The organism is Paraburkholderia sp. BL6665CI2N2 (assembly GCF_004366535.1).
Lineage (GTDB): Bacteria > Pseudomonadota > Gammaproteobacteria > Burkholderiales > Burkholderiaceae > Paraburkholderia.
Map to the genome: position 1 here is coordinate 2,692,321 of NZ_SORC01000001.1, position 18,769 is coordinate 2,711,089.

18 protein-coding genes are annotated in these 18,769 nt (G+C 64.8%); 7 read left to right on the forward strand and 11 right to left on the reverse strand.

Annotation, left to right across the window (positions count from 1 at the left end; translation table 11 throughout):
- Positions 1–85: 85 nt before the first annotated feature.
- The 3 genes from B0G81_RS11990 to B0G81_RS12000 all read left to right on the forward strand — a co-directional run bounded on the left by B0G81_RS11990 (position 86) and on the right by B0G81_RS12000 (position 3,383).
- A complete protein-coding gene (locus tag B0G81_RS11990) occupies positions 86–1,477 on the forward strand; it encodes an LLM class flavin-dependent oxidoreductase (RefSeq protein ID WP_134135609.1) in 1,392 nt (463 codons plus the stop codon).
- Between the two features lie 83 nt (positions 1,478–1,560).
- Entirely contained in the window at positions 1,561–2,106 is a 546-nt protein-coding gene (locus B0G81_RS11995; RefSeq protein WP_134135611.1) for a flavin reductase, read from the forward strand.
- A gap of 32 nt (positions 2,107–2,138) precedes the next feature.
- On the forward strand, positions 2,139–3,383 hold the full coding sequence (locus tag B0G81_RS12000; RefSeq protein ID WP_134135613.1) for an MFS transporter: 1,245 nt from the start codon (positions 2,139–2,141) through the stop codon (positions 3,381–3,383).
- Between the two features lie 38 nt (positions 3,384–3,421).
- Here B0G81_RS12000 and B0G81_RS12005 read toward each other — a convergent pair whose 3' ends face one another.
- The 6 genes from B0G81_RS12005 to B0G81_RS12030 all read right to left on the reverse strand — a co-directional run bounded on the left by B0G81_RS12005 (position 3,422) and on the right by B0G81_RS12030 (position 8,326).
- Positions 3,422–4,570 (reverse strand): DUF1501 domain-containing protein, encoded by a 1,149-nt coding sequence (locus B0G81_RS12005; RefSeq protein ID WP_134135614.1) that lies wholly within the window; start codon positions 4,568–4,570, stop codon positions 3,422–3,424.
- Between the two features lie 5 nt (positions 4,571–4,575).
- Entirely contained in the window at positions 4,576–6,177 is a 1,602-nt protein-coding gene (locus B0G81_RS12010; protein ID WP_134135616.1) for a DUF1800 domain-containing protein, read from the reverse strand.
- Between the two features lie 73 nt (positions 6,178–6,250).
- Positions 6,251–6,769 carry a periplasmic heavy metal sensor gene (locus tag B0G81_RS12015; RefSeq protein WP_134135618.1) on the reverse strand — a complete coding sequence of 173 codons (519 nt, stop codon included), beginning with the start codon at positions 6,767–6,769 and terminating at the stop codon, positions 6,251–6,253.
- A complete protein-coding gene (locus B0G81_RS12020; RefSeq protein ID WP_134135620.1) occupies positions 6,766–7,194 on the reverse strand; it encodes a hypothetical protein in 429 nt (142 codons plus the stop codon). The genes B0G81_RS12015 and B0G81_RS12020 overlap by 4 nt, the downstream gene beginning before the upstream one ends.
- Positions 7,191–7,751: an RNA polymerase sigma factor gene (locus B0G81_RS12025; protein ID WP_134135623.1), complete on the reverse strand. Its 561-nt coding sequence runs from the start codon at positions 7,749–7,751 to the stop codon at positions 7,191–7,193. The genes B0G81_RS12020 and B0G81_RS12025 overlap by 4 nt, the downstream gene beginning before the upstream one ends.
- Positions 7,752–8,005: 254 nt before the next feature.
- Positions 8,006–8,326, reverse strand: a complete 321-nt coding sequence (locus B0G81_RS12030; protein ID WP_134135627.1) for a YXWGXW repeat-containing protein — start codon at positions 8,324–8,326, stop codon at positions 8,006–8,008.
- A gap of 398 nt (positions 8,327–8,724) precedes the next feature.
- On the opposite strand from B0G81_RS12030, the gene B0G81_RS12035 reads away from it, so the two are divergent.
- The 3 genes from B0G81_RS12035 to B0G81_RS12045 all read left to right on the forward strand — a co-directional run bounded on the left by B0G81_RS12035 (position 8,725) and on the right by B0G81_RS12045 (position 12,939).
- Positions 8,725–10,491, forward strand: coding sequence for an alkaline phosphatase family protein (locus tag B0G81_RS12035; RefSeq protein ID WP_134135632.1), 1,767 nt, complete (start codon positions 8,725–8,727; stop codon positions 10,489–10,491).
- 200 nt (positions 10,492–10,691) lie between these two features.
- Positions 10,692–12,134, forward strand: a complete 1,443-nt coding sequence (locus B0G81_RS12040; protein WP_134135637.1) for a cytochrome c peroxidase — start codon at positions 10,692–10,694, stop codon at positions 12,132–12,134.
- Positions 12,135–12,246: 112 nt separating this feature from the next.
- Positions 12,247–12,939 carry an HAD family phosphatase gene (locus B0G81_RS12045; RefSeq protein WP_134135642.1) on the forward strand — a complete coding sequence of 231 codons (693 nt, stop codon included), beginning with the start codon at positions 12,247–12,249 and terminating at the stop codon, positions 12,937–12,939.
- Positions 12,940–13,040: 101 nt separating this feature from the next.
- Here B0G81_RS12045 and B0G81_RS12050 read toward each other — a convergent pair whose 3' ends face one another.
- The gene (locus tag B0G81_RS12050) at positions 13,041–13,433 is read right to left on the reverse strand and encodes a carboxymuconolactone decarboxylase family protein (RefSeq protein ID WP_134135645.1); all 393 of its coding nucleotides are present in this window, start codon (positions 13,431–13,433) and stop codon (positions 13,041–13,043) included.
- Between the two features lie 321 nt (positions 13,434–13,754).
- Here B0G81_RS12050 and B0G81_RS12055 point away from each other — a divergent pair, with 321 nt between their 5' ends.
- Positions 13,755–14,003: a hypothetical protein gene (locus B0G81_RS12055; RefSeq protein ID WP_134135647.1), complete on the forward strand. Its 249-nt coding sequence runs from the start codon at positions 13,755–13,757 to the stop codon at positions 14,001–14,003.
- A 96-nt stretch (positions 14,004–14,099) separates the two neighbouring features.
- Here B0G81_RS12055 and cysS read toward each other — a convergent pair whose 3' ends face one another.
- The 4 genes from cysS to cyoB all read right to left on the reverse strand — a co-directional run bounded on the left by cysS (position 14,100) and on the right by cyoB (position 18,766).
- Positions 14,100–15,488: a cysteine--tRNA ligase gene (gene cysS / locus B0G81_RS12060; RefSeq protein ID WP_134135649.1), complete on the reverse strand. Its 1,389-nt coding sequence runs from the start codon at positions 15,486–15,488 to the stop codon at positions 14,100–14,102.
- A 351-nt stretch (positions 15,489–15,839) separates the two neighbouring features.
- Positions 15,840–16,172 (reverse strand): cytochrome o ubiquinol oxidase subunit IV, encoded by a 333-nt coding sequence (gene cyoD, locus B0G81_RS12065; RefSeq protein ID WP_134135652.1) that lies wholly within the window; start codon positions 16,170–16,172, stop codon positions 15,840–15,842.
- Positions 16,173–16,778: a cytochrome o ubiquinol oxidase subunit III gene (gene cyoC, locus B0G81_RS12070; RefSeq protein ID WP_106280903.1), complete on the reverse strand. Its 606-nt coding sequence runs from the start codon at positions 16,776–16,778 to the stop codon at positions 16,173–16,175.
- Positions 16,778–18,766: a cytochrome o ubiquinol oxidase subunit I gene (gene cyoB, locus B0G81_RS12075; RefSeq protein WP_134135657.1), complete on the reverse strand. Its 1,989-nt coding sequence runs from the start codon at positions 18,764–18,766 to the stop codon at positions 16,778–16,780. The genes cyoC and cyoB overlap by 1 nt, the downstream gene beginning before the upstream one ends.
- Positions 18,767–18,769 lie beyond the last annotated feature (3 nt).

Consider the following 18,769-nt stretch of genomic DNA (forward strand, 5'->3'; position numbering starts at 1 on the left):
ACGAACGATCTCGACAATAACCCGCACGGGCGTGCGCGGCTCGAACGTCAGCCGTCAGTATTCGTCCACCCAGCCGGAAGACACCATGCCGAAGGAAATCGTTCTCAACGCTTTTGACATGAACTGCGTCGGCCACATCCAGCAAGGCATGTGGACCCATCCGCGCGATCAGTCCGCGCGCTATACGGATCTGCAGTACTGGACCGACTACGCCCGCACGCTCGAGGCGGGCCTGTTCGACGGCATTTTTTTCGCCGATGTCGCCGGCGTCTACGACGTCTACGGCGGCAACCCCGACGCCGCGATTCGCGGCGCCGTGCAGGTGCCGGTGAACGACCCGACGCTGCTGATTCCCGCCATGGCCGCGGTGACGCGTCATCTGTCGTTCGGTGTCACGTCAAATCTCACGGTCGAGCAGCCGTATCTGTTCGCGCGGCGCATGTCCACGCTCGATCATCTGACGCGCGGCCGGGTCGGCTGGAACATCGTCACCGGTTATCTGGACAGCGCGTCGCGCGCGATCGGCCTGACCGGCCAGATGGCGCACGACGACCGCTACGACCTCGCCGACGAGTACATGGAACTGGTCTACAAGCTGTGGGAATGCAGTTGGGAAGACGGCGCGGTGTTGCGCGACAAGGTCCAGGGCGTGTATGCGGACGCGTCGAAAGTCCATGTGATCCATCATCACGGCAAGCAGTATCGGGTGGACGCCATGCATTTGAGCGAGCCGTCGCCGCAGCGTACGCCGGTGCTGTATCAGGCGGGGTCGTCGGCGCGCGGCAAGCGGTTCGCCGCGGCGCACGCGGAGTGCGTGTTCGTCAACGGCCAGGCGAGGCCGGCCGTGCAGGCGATCGTCGACGATATTCGCGCGCACGCCGTTGCAGGCGGCCGCAAAGCCGACGACATCAAGGTGCTGCTCGGGCAAACCGTCATCACCGGACGCACGGACAGCAAGGCGCAGGAGAAGTACGCGGAGTACCGGCGTTACGTCAGCTCCGAGGCGGCGCTGGTGCACGCGGCGGCGTCGCTCGGGATCGACTTCGCACGCTACGACCTCGACGAGCCGATCGAAACCGGCAAGAGCCAGGCCATCGTGTCGAACGTCGAAGCCATGACGCGCGCGGCGGGTCCGCAGTGGACCAAACGCAAGCTGCTCGAACAGATGGTGCTGGGCAGCCGCCAGGCGCCGCTCGTCGGCTCGGGCGAACGGGTAGCGAACGAACTGATCGCGTGGACCGAAGAAGCCGGCGTGGATGGTTTTAATCTATCGCGTACGGTCGCGCCGGAATGCTTTGAGGATTTCATCGCACACGTCGTGCCGATTCTGCAGGAACGCGGCGCTTACAAGCGAGCGTATCGCGAGGGCACCTTGCGGGAGAAACTCTTCGGGCAGGCACGTCTGCCTGCCAACCACACGGCGGCGAAGTTCCGTTCGCCGACTTGTGCCGCTGCGCCGGTTCCTGGCAATGCGTAGCAATCACGCCATCATGCACGCCTTCACTTCGTGCCGTCCGCGCTGCCAGGCGGCGGCGCGGCAATTCTTTCGCGGAGGCTCACATGCTTGACAGAGGCACCTTCCGCGACGCGATGGCGGGCTTCGGCGCCGCCGTCAACATCATCACGAGCGACGGCGCGGCGGGTCTGGCCGGCTGCACCGCATCCGCGGTGTGCGGCGTAACCGACGAACCGCCCACGCTGCTCGTCTGCATCAATCGCAGCAGCCGCAATAACGCGGCGTTCCGCGCGAACGGCAAGCTCTGCGTCAACGTGCTGAGCGCCGAACAGCAGACGCTCGCCGCCCACTTCGCCACCAGCACGCTGCCGATAGCGGAACGCTTCGCCGCCGCGCAATGGGACACCCTCGCGACGGGCGCACCGGTCCTGCATGGCGCGCTCGCATCGCTCGACTGCGAGATCGAATCGGTCACCGAAGTCGGCACGCACACGGTGTTCTTCTGCGCGGTGAAAGCCGCGCATACGCACGGCGAAGGCGATGCGCTGATCTACTACGGCCGTCGTTATCACCGAGTCGGCGCGCGCTCCGTGCACGCGACGCATGCGGCCGAAGCCAGCGGCGCGCTCGCTGCCGAATCGGCCGGCTAACCCGACAGGCGCGAAATGCACGAAAGGCACGCATGAAAGAAGCCTCGGCAAGCCCGCATCGACCGAGCCGCGCGACAGCCGGCAAGACGCGTTCGCTCGTGATCCTGCTGCTCTGCCAGGTGGGCGCGATGAGCGTGTGGTTTTCATCGTCGGCGGTCGTGGCGATCGTCAGGCAGGCCGAGAGTCTGTCTGCCTTGCAAGCGACCTTGCTCACGAGCGCCGTGCAGGCCGGCTTCGTGGCCGGCACAGTCACCAGCGCCCTGCTCTCGCTTGCCGACCGCTTCGATCCCCGGCGGCTTTTCATGATCAGCGCGTTGACGGCGGGCGCGGCCACCGCGTGTCTCGTGTTCCTCGCGCCGGCGAGTCCGCTCGCCATCCTGCTGCGGCTGCTGACCGGCATCTGCATGGCGGGCGTTTATCCGGTCGGCATGCGGCTCGCGGCGACCTGGGCGAAAGGCGATCTCGGTTTGTTGATCGGCCTGCTGGTCGGCGCGCTGACGTTCGGCTCGGCGAGTCCGCATCTGCTGGCGGCGCTCGGCGGTTCGAACTGGCGCGCGATCTATGGCATCTCGGCGTGCTGCGCGCTGCTCGCGGGCGTGGCGATTCTGCTGTGCGGCGTCGGACCGAATATGGCGCGCGCGACGCGCATCGAATGGTCCGCGCTGGCCGGCGCCTGGCGCAACCCCGCGCTGCGCCTCGCGAACCTCGGTTATCTCGGCCACATGTGGGAGTTGTACGCGATGTGGGCGTGGCTCGCCGTATTCCTGCAAGCGAGCTTTGCGGCAGCCGGCATGCAAGAGCCGCGCTCGGCGGCCGAATGGCTAACCTTCGGCGCGGTCGCCGCGGGCGCGCTCGGCGCGTGGCTCGGCGGCGTGCTGGCAGACCGGCTCGGCCGCACCACGGTAACGATCGGCGCGATGGCCGTGAGCGGCGCGTGCGCCGCGCTGATGGGCTGGCTGCTCGGCGCGCCGGTCTGGCTGGTCGGCTGCGTGGCGCTGTGTTGGGGAGTCTCCGTGATCGCCGATTCCGCGCAGTTCTCGGCGAGCATTGCGGAGCTTGCCGAGCCCGCGTCGATCGGCACGTTATTGACCGCGCAGACCTGCGCGGGTTTTCTGCTGACGCTGGTGAGCATTCATCTGGTGCCGGACGTCGTCGCGTTGGCGGGTTGGCGCGGCGCCTTCGGCATGCTTGCGGTCGGCCCGCTGCTCGGCTGTATCGCGATGGCGCGTTTGCGGCGTCTGCCGGATGCGCGACGGCTTGCGGGTGGCCGGCGCTAGCGCCTTGGGCCGCTTAGGCTCACACCCGTTCGCCACCGCTACGCGCGCACGATGCCGCTCAACGGCCGCCCCGCCGGCGTTGGGCCAAACAGTGCGCTCGCGGTGCGCTGCGGATCGAGCCCGAGACTTTCGCTTGCCGTGCCGGCGATCAATGCATCGAGCGAGGTGGTCGGCTTGAGATCGCGCGCCTCGTACAGATTGTGCGGCGCGAGACCCGGCCAGTCGGCGATCACGCGTCCGCCCTGCACCGAGCCGCCGAGCACCATCGCCACGGATCCCGTGCCGTGATCGGTGCCTCCCGTGCCGTTGGCGGCGGCGGTTCTGCCGAATTCCGTCGCGACCAGCACCGTGGTCTTGCTCCACAGCGGGCCCATGCCGTCGCGCAACGACGCGAGCATCGTGTCGAGCGCCTTCAACTGATTGGCGAGGCGCGCGTTCTGCGCGCTGTGCGTGTCCCAGCCGCCGGTCTCGATCATCGCGATCCGTGGCCCGTTCTCGCGCGACAGAAAACCCGCGGCGAGCTTGCCGAGACTCGCCGGATCCTGGCGCGCGCCGGCGTCGCCCGCGAGACCGCGCGCAGTCATCGCCGACTCCCACAGCGGACGCAACTGCGCGTCCTGATCGTAGAGTTGCGAGACGCGCATGAGCAGATCGTCGGGGGCTTGCGGCAGCGCCGACGGCGCATACGACGTCACCGCCGCCGGGCCGCGCAACGCCATCGGCACGGTCGGCGCGAACGCGATCGCGTTCTCACGCGTGGCCGGCAATTGCGCGACGAGCCGGTTCAGCCAGCCGTCTTTCATCTGATACGGCGATGTGCCGCCGGTCTCGAGCACGTTCTGTCCGTCGAAGTGCGAACGGTCGCGATACGGCGACGCCACCGCGTGCACGAACAGCGCCTGATGGTTCGCATACATCGCCGCGGTCTGGACCATCGCGGGATGCAGCGCAAAGGTGCCGTCGAGGCGCGGCGCGTTCGACGTATCGATAGCAAGCGCGCCGCGCAGTGTGGCATAGGCCGGTTCGGCGTACGGCACGACGATGTTCAGACCGTCGGCGGCGCCGCGCTGGATCACGAACACGAAACGGCTCTCGGTGGCGACGCTGGCGAACGCGATCCGCGGCGACACGAGCATCGCGCCCGCGCCGGCAGCGGCGACGCTCAGAAATTTGCGGCGTGACAGCATGGCATTCATCTCCGTTGAAAATCCGGCGAGACCAGCAATAAAGCGATCGCCGTCGACGCACTTTCGGCACGCGATACCGCCGTGGCCGTCGGCACACTGAGCGAACCGGCGAGCAGGGTCTGGCCGAGCGCGCGCGCATCGAGCCGGTCGCCCACTCGCGACGCAAAACGCTGCGCTACTTCGACCCGGCGCACGAGCGCGTCGGGCGCGGCCCAACTCGCGGCGATGTCGTCGTAACCGGCGGGCGAACCCGGACGCCATACCGGCTGGCCGAGCTGCGTGAGAATGGGCGCCGTCTGCATCTTGCCGAGGTCCTGCCAGCCGAGTCCGCGCATCGAGGAAATGGTCCACTCCCAAGGCGTTTTGAATTTGACGGCCGTGGGCGACCACGCTTGCGGCATGTCGATCAACGCGCGGTAGACGGTTGGCAGATCGCCGCGGCTGCGCTCGAATGCGCTGGCCAGATGTTCGCTCACTCCGGGCGGCGGATTATCGGCGACGAAATGACGGGCCAGCTTGCCGCCGATATGCTGCGCGGTCGCGGGTGCGCTCGCGAGGTCGTGCAGGATCGCGAGCGCCTGCTCCTCTCCGGGCTGGTCGTAGCGGCGGCCCATGATGGTCCGCGAACCCGGTTCGTGCAGCGCGGCGCGAAACACGAAGGTGCCCGGCGCCGCGTTCTGCTGCATGGCCAGCCGGCTCTTGTTGCCGGCATTGCCGGCATTGCCGGGGTTGGCGGGATTACCCGCGACGCTCCAGCCGGTCAGTGCGCGGGCGAATTCGGTGACGTCGTCCTGGCTGTAGCCGCTGCGCACGCCGAGCGTGTGCAACTCCATGATTTCGCGCGCGAGGTTTTCGTTCAGACCGCGTTTGCGCTCCGGATTGCGTTGCGCGGCGCGCATGGCCGCCATGCTGTCCGGCCCGACCGAGCGCGTCTGATCGAGAAACACCTGCATGGCCGGATGACGTTCGACGGCCACCAGCATGTCTTCGAAGCGGCCCAGCACATGCGGGCGAATCGCTTCGGCCTCGAATGAACCGGCCAGCGCGGCGACGCCGGGCTTTTCGGTCGAGACCGCGAAGTGGTTGGACCAGAAATGCACCAGCCGCTCGACGAACGGCGTCTGCGTGGTCAGCGCGCTCGTCACCCGTGCATTTACCGATGAGCGGTACATGTCGAGTATTTCACCGCGAATCGCTTTTCGTTCGGCTTGCCTGGCAGTTTGCGCGTCTGCTTGCGTTGAGTTGGCTGTGTCCGCCTGCCCGTTTGCTCGTGCGCTTGCTCGTACGTTTGCTTCTGCGTTTGCCTGAGTACGGGTTTGCCCATCAGGCATGGTCAGGTTCTGTGGGTTCGCGGGGCCTGTCGCCGCGCCCTCGCTCGCATTCTGACGCGCCTGCTGATTCAACTGCATGCGCTGCTGCACGAGTTCAGTAGAAAGCGCCACCGAGTCGGGCTGATTCGCCCACGCGGCCGGCCGCGCCTGATACTGTTCGAACTGCGCGAGCAGCCAGCCTTTCGGATCGGCGGGCGGCGTGTCGTCGGCACGCGCACCCAGACCGAAACGGTTCAGCGCAATCGCCGCGGCGTTCAGGTTCGGTGAGTTGGCCATACCATCCTCTTCGGCTGTGGATAGTCTTTAAACGGCTGTCACGCAAAAAACCGTCGCGCCTGCCGCAGGTTTTTTACTCGCCCGAAGTTTCGCTCGATGCCTGATTCGCCGGCTTCTTTACATTGGGCGTGGTCGCGGGTTCACGCCATTGCCCGCGCACCTTCAGGCTGTCGGCGAATTGAACCCGCTCCTCGGGCGACAAGGTCGCCGCGAAGTTGGCCACACTGCCTTCCACTTGCGCTCGCAGATGACTGTCAGCCTCGCGCGTGCGCTCGAGCGCGGCGTCCAGCGCGGCACGATCGAACTGCGGCGCCGCCAGCAGACGCACCACTTCGCGCCGCCCTTCGCGGCCCTCGCGGGCATATTGCCGGCCCTCGCGGCGCGCATCTTTCAGGCCGTCGATAAAGGCTTTCTGGCGCTCGGCGGACAGCGTTTGCGCGGCGAAGCGCAGCGCGCGCTGTTGCGCCAGCACGGGCGCCGTCGCGCCGCGCGCGGCAAACCATTGATAGGCGCCCCCGACGATCGCGCCCACCAGAAAAACATTCAGCACCAGCGAGGCCACCAGCACGACTTTCCATGATCGGCCGTTCATTCGTCGCTCCAATCGGCGGACGACCCACCGAAGCTCGAAGTTAAATAAGACGACTCATGCGCGAGCGGTGCCTGCACGCCGGTCTCCGTCAACACGAAGAACGATACGGCGAGAGCGCCGGCTACGCCGCCCAGCAGCCCAACGCCCGCGACCGCCGCTCCCGACCACCACAGGCGGCGTCGCGGCGCCGCCGGCTGCCGCACCGGCGCGCTGCCGAGCACGCGCTCGAGCAGCGCCGCGCCCGGCGGCTCGACTTTGTCGGCGGCGAGCCACGCATCCACGCCGGCCGCCTGCGCCAGCAGCGCCTCGGCTTCGGCGCGATGCGACTGCGCCCAAGCCTGCGCCGCCGCGCGCTCCGTTTGCGGCCAGCGGGGCGGCTCGGCACCGTAGGCCTCAACGATCTGCTGAAATCTTTCGGGCGTCATGACTTGTCCTTGCTAAGGCCGCTGCCGGCCAGTTGAGCGCGCAGATTGCGGCGCGCGCGTGCCAGCAGGCTTTCCAGCGCATCGACGCTGATGCCCATCAGGGCCGCGGCGTCGGTGTTCGACATCTCCTGGTAATAATTGAGTACCAGCGCCTCGCGCTGACGTGCCGGCAACGCGGCGAGCGCATCGCGAACCTGCTGGTTCTGGGCGCGCGCTTCGAGTCCGGCCTCAGGCAGCGGCGCAGGGTCGACCTCCTCCGGCATCTCGTCGCGCGGCTCTTCGCGCCGGCCGCGCAGCCGGTCATAGCAGAGATTGAGCGCGACGCGATGAACCCACGTGTCGAACTTCGCCTCGCCTTCCCGCCAGCGCGACGCCTGTTTCCAGATACGCACGAACACCTCCTGCGCCACGTCTTCCGCTTCCATGCGGTCGCCCAGCATGCGGGTGGCGAGCGCAAGCAGACGCGGCAGCTTGCGCAAGACGAGCGAGCGGACGGCGCCCGGATCTTGCCGGCCGACCTGTTCGAGCAATTCCGCGTCGGGGTCGCGTTCGCTCAAGACACCTCACACGGATGGTTGCGCGCGCACCGGTTCGAACGGTGCGCGCGGATCGAAAAAACAGCGCCTCTCGGCACGCACAAGCGCAATCAATATACGACGACCGCCGGCCGATAGTAGGCCGGCCGCGCCGGGTACACCACACAGCCGGCGAGCGTGGCCGCCAGCAGAATCATCACGAGCGTTTTCATGGCAGTTTGCCTGGTTGGTGGACGCAGCGGGTCAAAAACGACGACAGCCGTGGTGCTACCGGGTCATGCCCAATGGCCTTCCACCCAGCGCCAGTTGGGACCACGCGCCACCCAGTGCCCCGGCACCCAGCGATGACCGACGCGCACTGCCTGCCAGTGGCCGCCCACCCAGACATAACGGCCCTCGACCCAACGCCAGTGGCCCGGATCCCATGCGTAGCCCGCACGCGGCGGCGGCACCACTTCGACGCGCGGCGCAGGCGGCGCCATCGGCGCGACGACCACAACCTGCGCAAAGGCCGGCGCGGCGCTGAGCGCGGCGGCGCCGGTCAGCGCGGCAGTCAGCATGGCGGTAAGCAGGCGAACCGGTTTGGTGGATGTCATGTTGGTTTCTCCCATTAAAGCCGAAGCCGGAAAGCGGCTCCGTTTCCTGTTGAACGCGGCAGCGGAAAAAATCCGTCGCCGCGGGCGCGTCAAAAATCAAAAGGAGAGAAGGATGCGCGAAAAGCGGCGATGAAACGCGAGGCGCAGAGTCGCAGCGCATAGCCGCATTCCCGTGACGCGTCAGCGGAACGACAGCAAGGGTTAGGCAAATGAATAAGAAACGAGGGCTTCGGTAAGGTTGACGCCCCGAAATCTTAATTATCAAGTGGTCCAATGCGCGCAGTTTGTCGCGGTAAGACCACTAGCACCAGTTGCATTTCTAACAATATCCCCAGCGAACATCCACACCTACGTCGATGCAAACGCTGAACGGCGAAGTCGAATCTGGAGCCTTTCAAATGTTCCGTAGAACCCTCTTACCCATCCCGTTTGCGGCGCTGCTTACGCTCGCAGCTTGCGGCAACAACAGCGTGAACTCGCCTGCGCAGGTGGTATCGGCTCAGGACGCCGTGGCCACGGCCACGCCGATCAAACACGTCGTGGTGATTTTCGGCGAGAACGTTTCGTTCGATCACTACTTCGGCACCTACCCGAACGCGTCCAACCCGACTGGCGAGCCGCAATTCGTGGCAGCCGCGGGCACGCCGGCGGTCGACAACCTCAGCAGCAACAACCTGATCACGGCCAACCCGAACGCGCTGGCCACCTCGCCGAACACGGCGGGCCGCACGGTCGGCAGCGTGACGATCGCGGGTCTCGGCCTGCCCGCAGCCGATCTGCTGCCGTTCCGCCTGGACCGCTCGCAAGCCAATACGTCGAGCCAGAACCACGCCTACGCCGCCGAAGAACTCGCTTATAACAACGGCGCGATGGACTCGTTCCCGCTCTTCACCGCAGCCAACTCGACGATCGCCGGCAGCACCGGCGCGTTCGCGACGAAGGGCCAGGTGCTCGGCTACTTCGACGGCAACACGGTCACGGCTCTGTGGAACTACGCGCAGAACTTCGCGATGAACCAGAACGCCTACACGGACACGTACGGTCCGTCGACGCCGGGTGCGCTCGCAGTGGTGTCCGGCCAGAACAACGGCGTCGTCGTGACCGGCGGCACGTCGGCCAACGCGATTCCCGACTCGGCAGGCAGCTTCACGATGATCGGCGACCTCGACCCGACCGGCGACGTCTGCACGATCGCGGCAAAGAGCGCGCCGACCGGCGCGATGTCGTCGAATAACAAGAACATCGGCGACCTGCTCAACGCGAAGGGCCTGACGTGGGGCGGCTTCATGGGCGGCTTCAACCTGCAGACCGTCAACGCCAACGGCACGACCGGCTGCCTGCGTTCGACCTTCTCGCCAGTGCTGAACGCAACCAAGGCCGACTACGTGCAGCATCACGCGTGGTTCCAGTATTACGCGAGCACGGCCAACCTGGCGCATACGCGTCCGTCGTCGGCGGCGGTGATCGGCTCCACGGATCCGCTCGACAACACGGCAACGCCGGTGCACCACCAGTACGATACCGACGACTTCTTCGCCGCGGTGAAGGCGGGCAACTATCCTTCCGTCAACTTCCTGAAGGCGCCGGCGATCGGCGACGGCCATCCGGGCAATTCGGACCCGATCGACGAACAGGCTTTCGTGACGAAGGTAATCAACTTCCTGCAACAGCAGCCTGACTGGAAGAACACCGCCGTGATCATCGCCTACGACGATTCGGACGGCTGGTACGACCACCGTTACAAGGCACCGACGAGCGCATCGTTCGATTCGACCACGGCGCAATCCGCGGGCGGCAAGACGGTGGCGGGCACCGACAACCTGAGCGGCGTCGGTCAGTGCACGGCAGCGGGCGCAGTGCAGCCGCAAGGCGTGAACGGCGGCGTGGTCAACGGCCGTTGCGGCCCGGGTACGCGCACGCCGTTTATCGTGGTGTCGCCGTGGGCGAAGGTCAACTTCGTCGACGATACGCCGATCACGCAGGCTTCCGTGGTGCGCTTCATCGAGGACAACTGGCTGGGCGGTCAACGCCTGGGCGGTGGTTCGTTCGACGCGACGGCGGGCAGCATCATGAACATGTTCAACTTCACGGGCTCGGGCAACAATCCGCCGCTGTTCCTCGATCAGAACCTGGGTACGAAGCTGGCAGCGGCGCCGGCGATCTGATCCGCGGACGTGCGCCGCGCTCTTCTGTTCCGCTTGCCGTTGCGTGATGCACGAGTCTCATGCGTGCCTCACGCAGCGCGGCGGCGCACAGCGAAAAGTGTCGCGCATCCCATGCCGTAGTTGGGCGTCGAGCCAGTGCAAACGTGCTGGCTCGATTTTGCTTTTTATCGAAGCTGATCGAATCATCTGTCATCACCGCCATGAACCCTCCTTCTGACGCCGCCTTGCCTTCGCATCTGCCCGCGGGCGGCGAGCCCGGTCCCGTGATTACCCGCCGCTCGTGGCTCAAGCTGCTCGCGTGGAGCGCGGCCGGCATCGTGCTCGCGTGCATCGTCTACTGCGCGTACGCGCTCGTGTATCCGGAGCGCGTGCCGTCCGCCGTCGGCGAGATCGTCGAGGAAATCACCGGCGCGAATCCGCATCCGGTGACGTTGATGCGTCCGCAGAATGTGCCGCTGAGCGCCGTGGCGCTGCTCGGCAAACAGATTTTCTTCGACCCGAGTTTGTCCGCGTCGGGCACGCAGTCGTGTGCGTCGTGCCACTCGCCGCAGCATTCGTATGCACCGGATAACGCGTTTCCGGTGCAGCTCGGCGGCGCGCATATGAACCAGGCGGGTTATCGTCCGCCGCCGTCGCTCACGTATCTGTATCGTCAGGCGCCGTTCAGCATTGGCCCGGATCAGGGCGACACCGACGTGCCGGTGGATATGACGCAACTGGCCACGCAAGCCGCCGGCGTGCAGCGCGCGCAGAAAACGGCGCTCGCCGCGCCCGCCGCTGCGGCGATGGTGCCGCAAGGCGGATTGTTCTGGGACGGCCGCGTCGATACTTTGCAGGACCAGGCACTCGGACCTTTGACCAACCCGGTGGAAATGGCCAACGCAACGCCCGAGGATGTCGCTCACAAACTGCTGGCGACCAGGTATCTGGATCAATTCAAACAGATCTTCGGGCCGGGTATCGTCACCAATCCGAGTCTGATGATTTCCGAGGCGATGTTCGCCGTCGGGCGTTATCAGATCGAGGACCAGTCGTTCCATTCTTTCAGCAGCAAGTACGACTACTGGCTCGAAGGCAAGGCGCGCCTGACGCACGCCGAGCTGCACGGCTTGCAGTTGTTCAACGACAAGGACAAGGCGAACTGCGCCGGCTGCCATTTGAGCCAGCCGAGCAAGGACGGCCTGCCGCCGGTGTTCACCGACACGCAGTACGAAGCGCTCGGCGTGCCGCGCAATCCGGCGATTCCCGCCAACAAGGATCCGAAGTTCTTCGATATGGGCGTGTGCGGCCCGTTCCGCGACGACCTCGCCAAACAGACACAGTATTGCGGCATGTTCCTCACGCCGACGCTGCGTAATGCGGCTGAACGCAAGGTGTTTTTCCACAACGGCGTGTACCACGATCTGAAGCAGGTGATGGACTTCTACAATCTGCGCAATACGTCGCCGGAGAAAATCTATCCGCGCGATGCGTCGGGCAAGGTGCAGAAGTACAACGATCTGCCGGCTCAGTACCATGCCAACGTGGACGTGGCCGACGCACCGTTCGACCGCAAGTTCGGCGATCAGCCGGCAATGAGCGATGAGGATATTCAGGACATCATCGCGTTCATGAAGACGCTCAGCGACGGGTACAAGAACTGAGATTGCATGTGTCGTCGTGCTGCGAAGGCCGCACACGCGGCCTTTGCGCCGCGGCGCGCGAGCCGGTGAGGTATCCTTGCCGGTTCCGCGAACTCTATCCGTACCCTGCCCGATGGCCGATTTCCCCTTCGACGCCGTACTCTTCGACTGCGACGGCGTGCTCGTCGACTCAGAGCCCATCACCAACCGCGTGCTCACCGAGATGCTGGGGGAGTTGGGCTGGCATTTGAGCGTCGAGGAGACGATGCGTATTTTCGTCGGCAAAGCCGTCCGGGACGAAGCCGCGCTGATCGAAGCGCGCACCGGCGTCGCGATCACGACCGACTGGCTCATGCAATTCCGCGAGCGACGCAATGCGGCGTTGGATCTCGAACTGGTCGCGATTCCCGGCGCGCCGGACGCGGTGCGCGCGCTTCATGCGGCATTGAACGGACGCATTGCGGTGGCGTCGGGCGCGGACCGTATCAAAGTGGAAATGCAACTGATGAAGGCGGGCATTTTCGACTGTTTCGAAGGACGCGTTTTCAGCGGCCACGAAATGCCCCGCAGCAAGCCCTTTCCCGATGTCTATCTCGCGGCGGCTGCCGCGTTGGACGTGGACCCGCACCGTTGCGCGGTGATCGAGGACACGGTGACAGGCGCGACCGCGGGCGTGGCTGCGGGCGCTACGGTGTTCGGCTATTGCCCGCTCGAACTCGGCCACAGCAGCGCGACCGCTTTGCATGGCGCGGGTGCCACGCATGTGTTCAGGGACATGCGCGCATTGCCCGCTTTGCTGGCCGGATGGCGCGCCCAAACGCACTGACGAAGGCGCTGGCTTCGACGCCGGCCTTCGCGCCACAGCCCGCGTCGGCGACGGCGACGGCGCGGAAAATATCGCGCCGACGCTGACGCTCTCCGCCGCCCTTACTCGAAAGCCGGATCGATCGGCACCCGGTATCCCACCGCCAATCGATTCGTCTCATTCGCCATGCCCACGACCGCGAGCAGTTCGCCGAACATCTCGTCGGTCATGCCGGCGCGGCGCGCGGCCGCCGTATGGCTCGCCACGCAGTAGCCGCAATTGTTCGTCACGCTCACCGCGACATAAAGCAGTTCCTTGATGAGCGGATCGAGCGCGCCGGGCGCCATCACGTCCTTCAGGCTGTCCCACGTGCGCGCGAGAGTTGGCGGATGCTGGGCGATGTACTTCCAGAAGTTGTTGACGTCGTCGACCTGGCGGGTCTGCTTGATATCGTCGTACACGGCTTTGACTTCCGGCGACGCCGCGGCGTATTCGACGGCTTTGATCTGGCTCATGCGTTCTCCTTTCCTTGCTGACGGGATTCCGTGAACCTTGCGCGCGAGGCGCAGGGTTCGCGGTGGCCGTCTATTGTGACGTGATTTTCAGCGCGCCTCACCACAGCATGACGCGGCAGACGGATGTCGCTGAATTGCCGACACTCGTTATGCACCGAGTTGGCCGCTCGCCATCACACCACCGCGGGCAAATCGCGGAAAAGCATGTGGCATGCCGCTTTAGCGCCGATGGCATGGTGCGTGCATCCAGCGGACATGAGCGCGGCATTTTTCCGCTCTCCTCGATCCACCTCGATGCACTCACTCCGCTGGAGATCCACCATGAAAACGCTCGTCCTCAAAGACCTCGCCCGCCTCGACGAACTCGACCGCGCGGCATCGCTATCCGTTCGCGGCGGTATTGCGTATCTGACGCGTGAAGCACCTTCCGGTTGCGGCGGACTGGATCAGCCGATGCACATCGAACGCGGCTGGAGCCCATGCCCGCCGGTTCATTTCGGCTGCGGACCGGTCTACTTCCCGTTCGACCCGCTGCCTTCGCACAAGGAACTGAAGGTGGTGCCGCTGTAGTGCCGCAGCAGGCCCAAATGCAAACGGCGCCACCTGTCTGCGCCGTGGCGTGGCGAGCGCGCAAGCCTGAACGCGCTCACCACGTCGATTTTCCTGCTACTTCGTCTGGTCGCGCAGCCGCAATATCTGGCCGCCCGCGCTGTCTTCCACCAGCCAGCCGGCCGCCGTTATCACGTCGCGCAGACGATCCGCTTCGCTCCATTGCTTCGCGGCGCGGGCTCTTTCGCGTTGATCGGCGAGGGCCGCGATCCCGGCCGGAAGCTCGGGCGTATCGACGTCCTTCCAATCGGCGAGACCCAGTCCAAGCACCACATCGAAGCAATCGACGCTCGCCCTTCGCGTTGCCGGCGGCAGATCGCTTCTGACCACGTCCCACAGCACCGCGAGCGCGCGCGGCAGGTTCAGATCGTGATCGACCTCCGCCTTGAAGCGCGCCACGGCGGACGCATCCGCCGTACCGCCTCGCGGCCATTGCGCATAGATCCGGCGCAAACGATCCAGTGCGGCTTGCGCGGCATCCAGCGCGGCCTCGCTGAAGCGCAGGCTGCTGCGGTAGTGCGCGCCCAGGCATAGATAGCGATACGCGAGCGGATCGTTGCCGCGCTCGATGAGCGTTTGCAAACGTATGAAATCGCCGCCCGACTTCGACATCTTGCCGGCGTCCAGCAACAGGAAATGGCCGTGCATCCAGAAGTTGGCGAGACGCGTGCCGTGGCGCGCCTGGGTTTGGGCGATCTCGTTGCTGTGATGCACGGGGATATGATCTTCGCCGCCGCAATGAATGTCGAACCACGGGCTCAAATACTTCGCCGACATCGCCGAGCACTCGATATGCCAGCCGGGAAAGCCGCGGCCCCACGGACTGTCCCACTCCATTTGCCGCGTAGCGCCAGGAGGACTGAATTTCCACAGCGCGAAATCGGTCGCGCGCTGCTTCTCGCCGGACGCGACACGTTTGCCCGCCTGCAAGCCCGCCACATCTAGACGCGCCAGATAGCCGTAGTCATCCTGCCTGCCGGTGTCGAAATAGACGCCGTCGGCCGTTCGGTAGGTGTAGCCGTTGCGCTCGAGCTCGGCGATAAAGTCGATCTGCTCGGCGATGTGATCGGTCGCGCGGCACCACAGCGCGGGCTCCAGCAGATTGAGCGCGCGCCAGTCGTTCATGAAGGCCGCCGTGTACCGCTCGGCGATCGCCCACGCCGATTCGCCAGTGCGCCGGCTGCCCTTCTCCATCTTGTCCTCGCCTTCGTCGGCATCGGACACCAGATGGCCGACATCGGTGATGTTCACCACGTGCCGCACGTTATATCCGTTCAACACCAGCGCGCGCCGCAGCACGTCTTCGAACACGTAGGTCCGCAGATTGCCGATATGCGCGTGGTCGTACACCGTCGGGCCGCAGCAATACAGGCCGACGTGATCCGGATGAATCGGCGTGAATTCGCGCACGCTGCGCGTCCAGGTGTCGTACAGGCGAAGCGGCATGTGATGTCTCCAGGCGCCGGGTGTTCAAAAAGGCGTTCAAAAGCAAAAAGGCCACCGGTCGCGTGACGGGTGGCCTCAGGGATGCGGATGTGCGCAGATCGACTTGCTAGACGCGAGCTCCCCTCGGCAGGCCGCGACAGCATGCGCGCGAAGAATGCGGACGGGAAAGGATAGAAGCGATCATGGAAACGATCCTAACGCGAGTTTGCCGCTGCGGTCAATCGTCGACGCGCTTTGGGCGCTTAGGCGCTTCAGGCGCCCGGCACGTTCGCGTCCGCGTTCGCCGCACGAAAAAAGCCCCGCAAGACTTTCGCCTTGCGGGGCTTCGTGTCGAACGGGATGCTCGTTCGTTTAGCGCGACATCATGTGCATGCTGATGTTGTGCATGACCCACAACGTGCCGCCGATCACGATGACCGCGGTCAGCAGCGTGAAGGCGAACGCCATCACATTCCAGCGCTGCTCCGACGACGTATTCAGATGCAGGAAGAAAATCAGGTGCACGACGATCTGCACGAGCGCGAGACCCGCGATCGCGAGCAGCGCATTCTCGCCCGTCAACGTGCCGGTCATGACGAGGCCGAAAGCGGCGACGGTCAGAACGACGGAGAGAATAAAGCCCGTCGTATAGCTGCCGATGCTGCCGTGACTTTCACCTGCGTGGGCGTTATGGCTATGGTCCATTCAGATCACGCTCGCGAGATAGACAAAGGTGAAGACGCCGATCCACACGACGTCCAGAAAGTGCCAGAAAAGGCTCAGGCACGTCAGGCGAATCATGTCGCGTTCGGTCAGATCGCGGTGGCTGATCACCTGAATGGCGAGCACCACCATCCAGATCAGGCCGCACGTGACGTGCAGGCCGTGCGTGCCGACCAGCGTGAAGAACGACGACAGGAACGCGCTGCGGCTCGGGCCCGCGCCTTCGGCGATCAGATGCGAGAACTCGCGCAGTTCCAGCACGAGGAACGCGAGACCGAGCAGGAAGGTCACGCCGAGCCAGAACAGCAGCACGCCCTTGCGGTTCTTGTGCGCGCCCAGCATCGCGAAGCCGTACGTGATGCTGCTCAGGAGCAGCATGGTCGTTTCGAGCGCGACGCCCGGAATCTCGAACAGATCCTTGCCGCTCGGACCGCCCGCGAACTGGTGGCCCATCACCGCGAACACTGCGAACAGCGCCGCGAAGATGATGCAGTCGGTCATCAGATACAGCCAGAAGCCGAACACCGATTGCGACGGTACGTGGTCCGCGTCGTGATGCGAGTGGGCATCAATAGTATTGGTCAACATCAATCCACCTCCAACGCGACCCGCGCACCAGCGCCAGAGCGTTTCTCTTCAATTTCCGCGACCGTGGCGGCCGGGATGTAATAGCCTTCGTTTTTCTGGAAGCTATAGACGATCACGGTGCCGATCGCGCCGACCAGGCCGACGATCGCCAGCCACCAGATGTGCCAGACACCGGCAAAACCGAGCACCAGCGAGAACAGACCCGCGATCACACCCGCGGACGTATTCGACGGCATGTGAATGTCGCGATACACCGGCTTGGCTTGCGTATCCTTGCGCGACTTCATGTCGGTGAACGCGTCGAGCTTGTGCACCGTCGGGATGATCGCGAAGTTGTAGACCGGCGGCGGCGAGCTCATTGCCCATTCCAGCGTGTGGCCGTTCCACGGATCGCCAGTGAGGTCGCGATTCTGCGGCAGGTTGCGATCGCGGATGCTGACGACGATCTGCAACACCTGCAACGCGATACCGATAGCGATCAGCGCCGCACCGGCCGCGGCCAGAATCAGCCATGGGTGCCACAGCGGGTTGTCATAGTGGTTGATACGGCGCGTCATGCCCATGAAGCCGAGCACGTACAGCGGCGTGAACGCCACCCAGAAACCGATCTGCCAGAACCAGAACGATGCCTTGCCCAGCTTTTCGTTCAGCTTGAAGCCGAAGGCCTTCGGGAACCAGTAGTTGAAGCCCGCCAGATAACCGAACAGCACGCCGCCGATAATCACGTTGTGGAAGTGAGCGATCAGGAACAGGCTGTTGTGCAGCACGAAGTCCGCGCCCGGGATCGCCATCATCACGCCGGTCATACCGCCGATCGTGAACGTGATCATGAAGCCGATGGTCCACAAGATAGGCGGCGTGAACGTCAGCCGGCCCTTGTAGATCGTGAACAGCCAGTTGAACACCTTCACGCCGGTCGGAATCGCGATCACCATGGTGGCGATGCCGAAGAACGCGTTGACGTCAGCGCCCGAACCCATCGTGAAGAAGTGATGCAGCCACACGAGGAACGACAGCACCATGATCGCGCAGGTCGCCCACACCATCGTCTTGTAGCCGAACAGCGGTTTCTTGGCGAAGGTCGCCACGACTTCCGAGAAGATACCGAACGCCGGCAGGATCAGGATGTACACCTCGGGGTGACCCCAGGCCCAGATCAGGTTCAGGTACATCATGGCGTTGCCGCCGCCATCGTTCGTAAAGAAGTGCATGCCGAGGTAGCGGTCCAGACCCAGCAGCGCGAGCGTCACGGTCAGGATCGGGAACGAGGCCATGATCAGCACGTTGGTGCAAAGCGCCGTCCACGTGAACACCGGCATCTTCATGAACGTCATGCCTGGGGCGCGCATCTTCACGATGGTCGCGAAGAAATTTACGCCTGTCAGCAAGGTGCCGATACCGGAGAGCTGCAGACTCCACAGGTAATAGTCGACCCCGACACCTGGACTGAACTGCAGTTCGGAGAGCGGCGGATACGCGAGCCAACCCGTTTGCGCGAATTCACCGATCACCAGCGAGATGTTGATCAGGATCGCGCTGACCGCGGTCATCCAGAACGAGAGCGAGTTGATGAACGGGAACGCGACGTCGCGTGCGCCAATCTGCAGCGGCACGATGATGTTCATCAGACCGATCATGAACGCCATCGCCATGAAGAAAATCATGATGACGCCGTGCGCCGTGAACACCTGGTCGTAGTGGTGCGGCGGCAGGTAGCCCGGGTTCGCATAAGCGAGAGCCTGTTGCAGACGCATCATGATCGCGTCCGCGAAGCCGCGGAACAGCATGATGAGCGCCACGACGATGTACATCACGCCGAGCTTCTTGTGGTCCACCGACGTGAGCCACTCGGTCCACAGGTAGCGCCACTTGCCGAAATAGGTGATCAGACCCAGCAGCGTCGCACCGCCGATGGCGATCATCGCGGCCGTAACCATGATGATCGGCTCGTGGTACGGAATCGCGTCTAGTGAAAGTTTACCGAACATGCG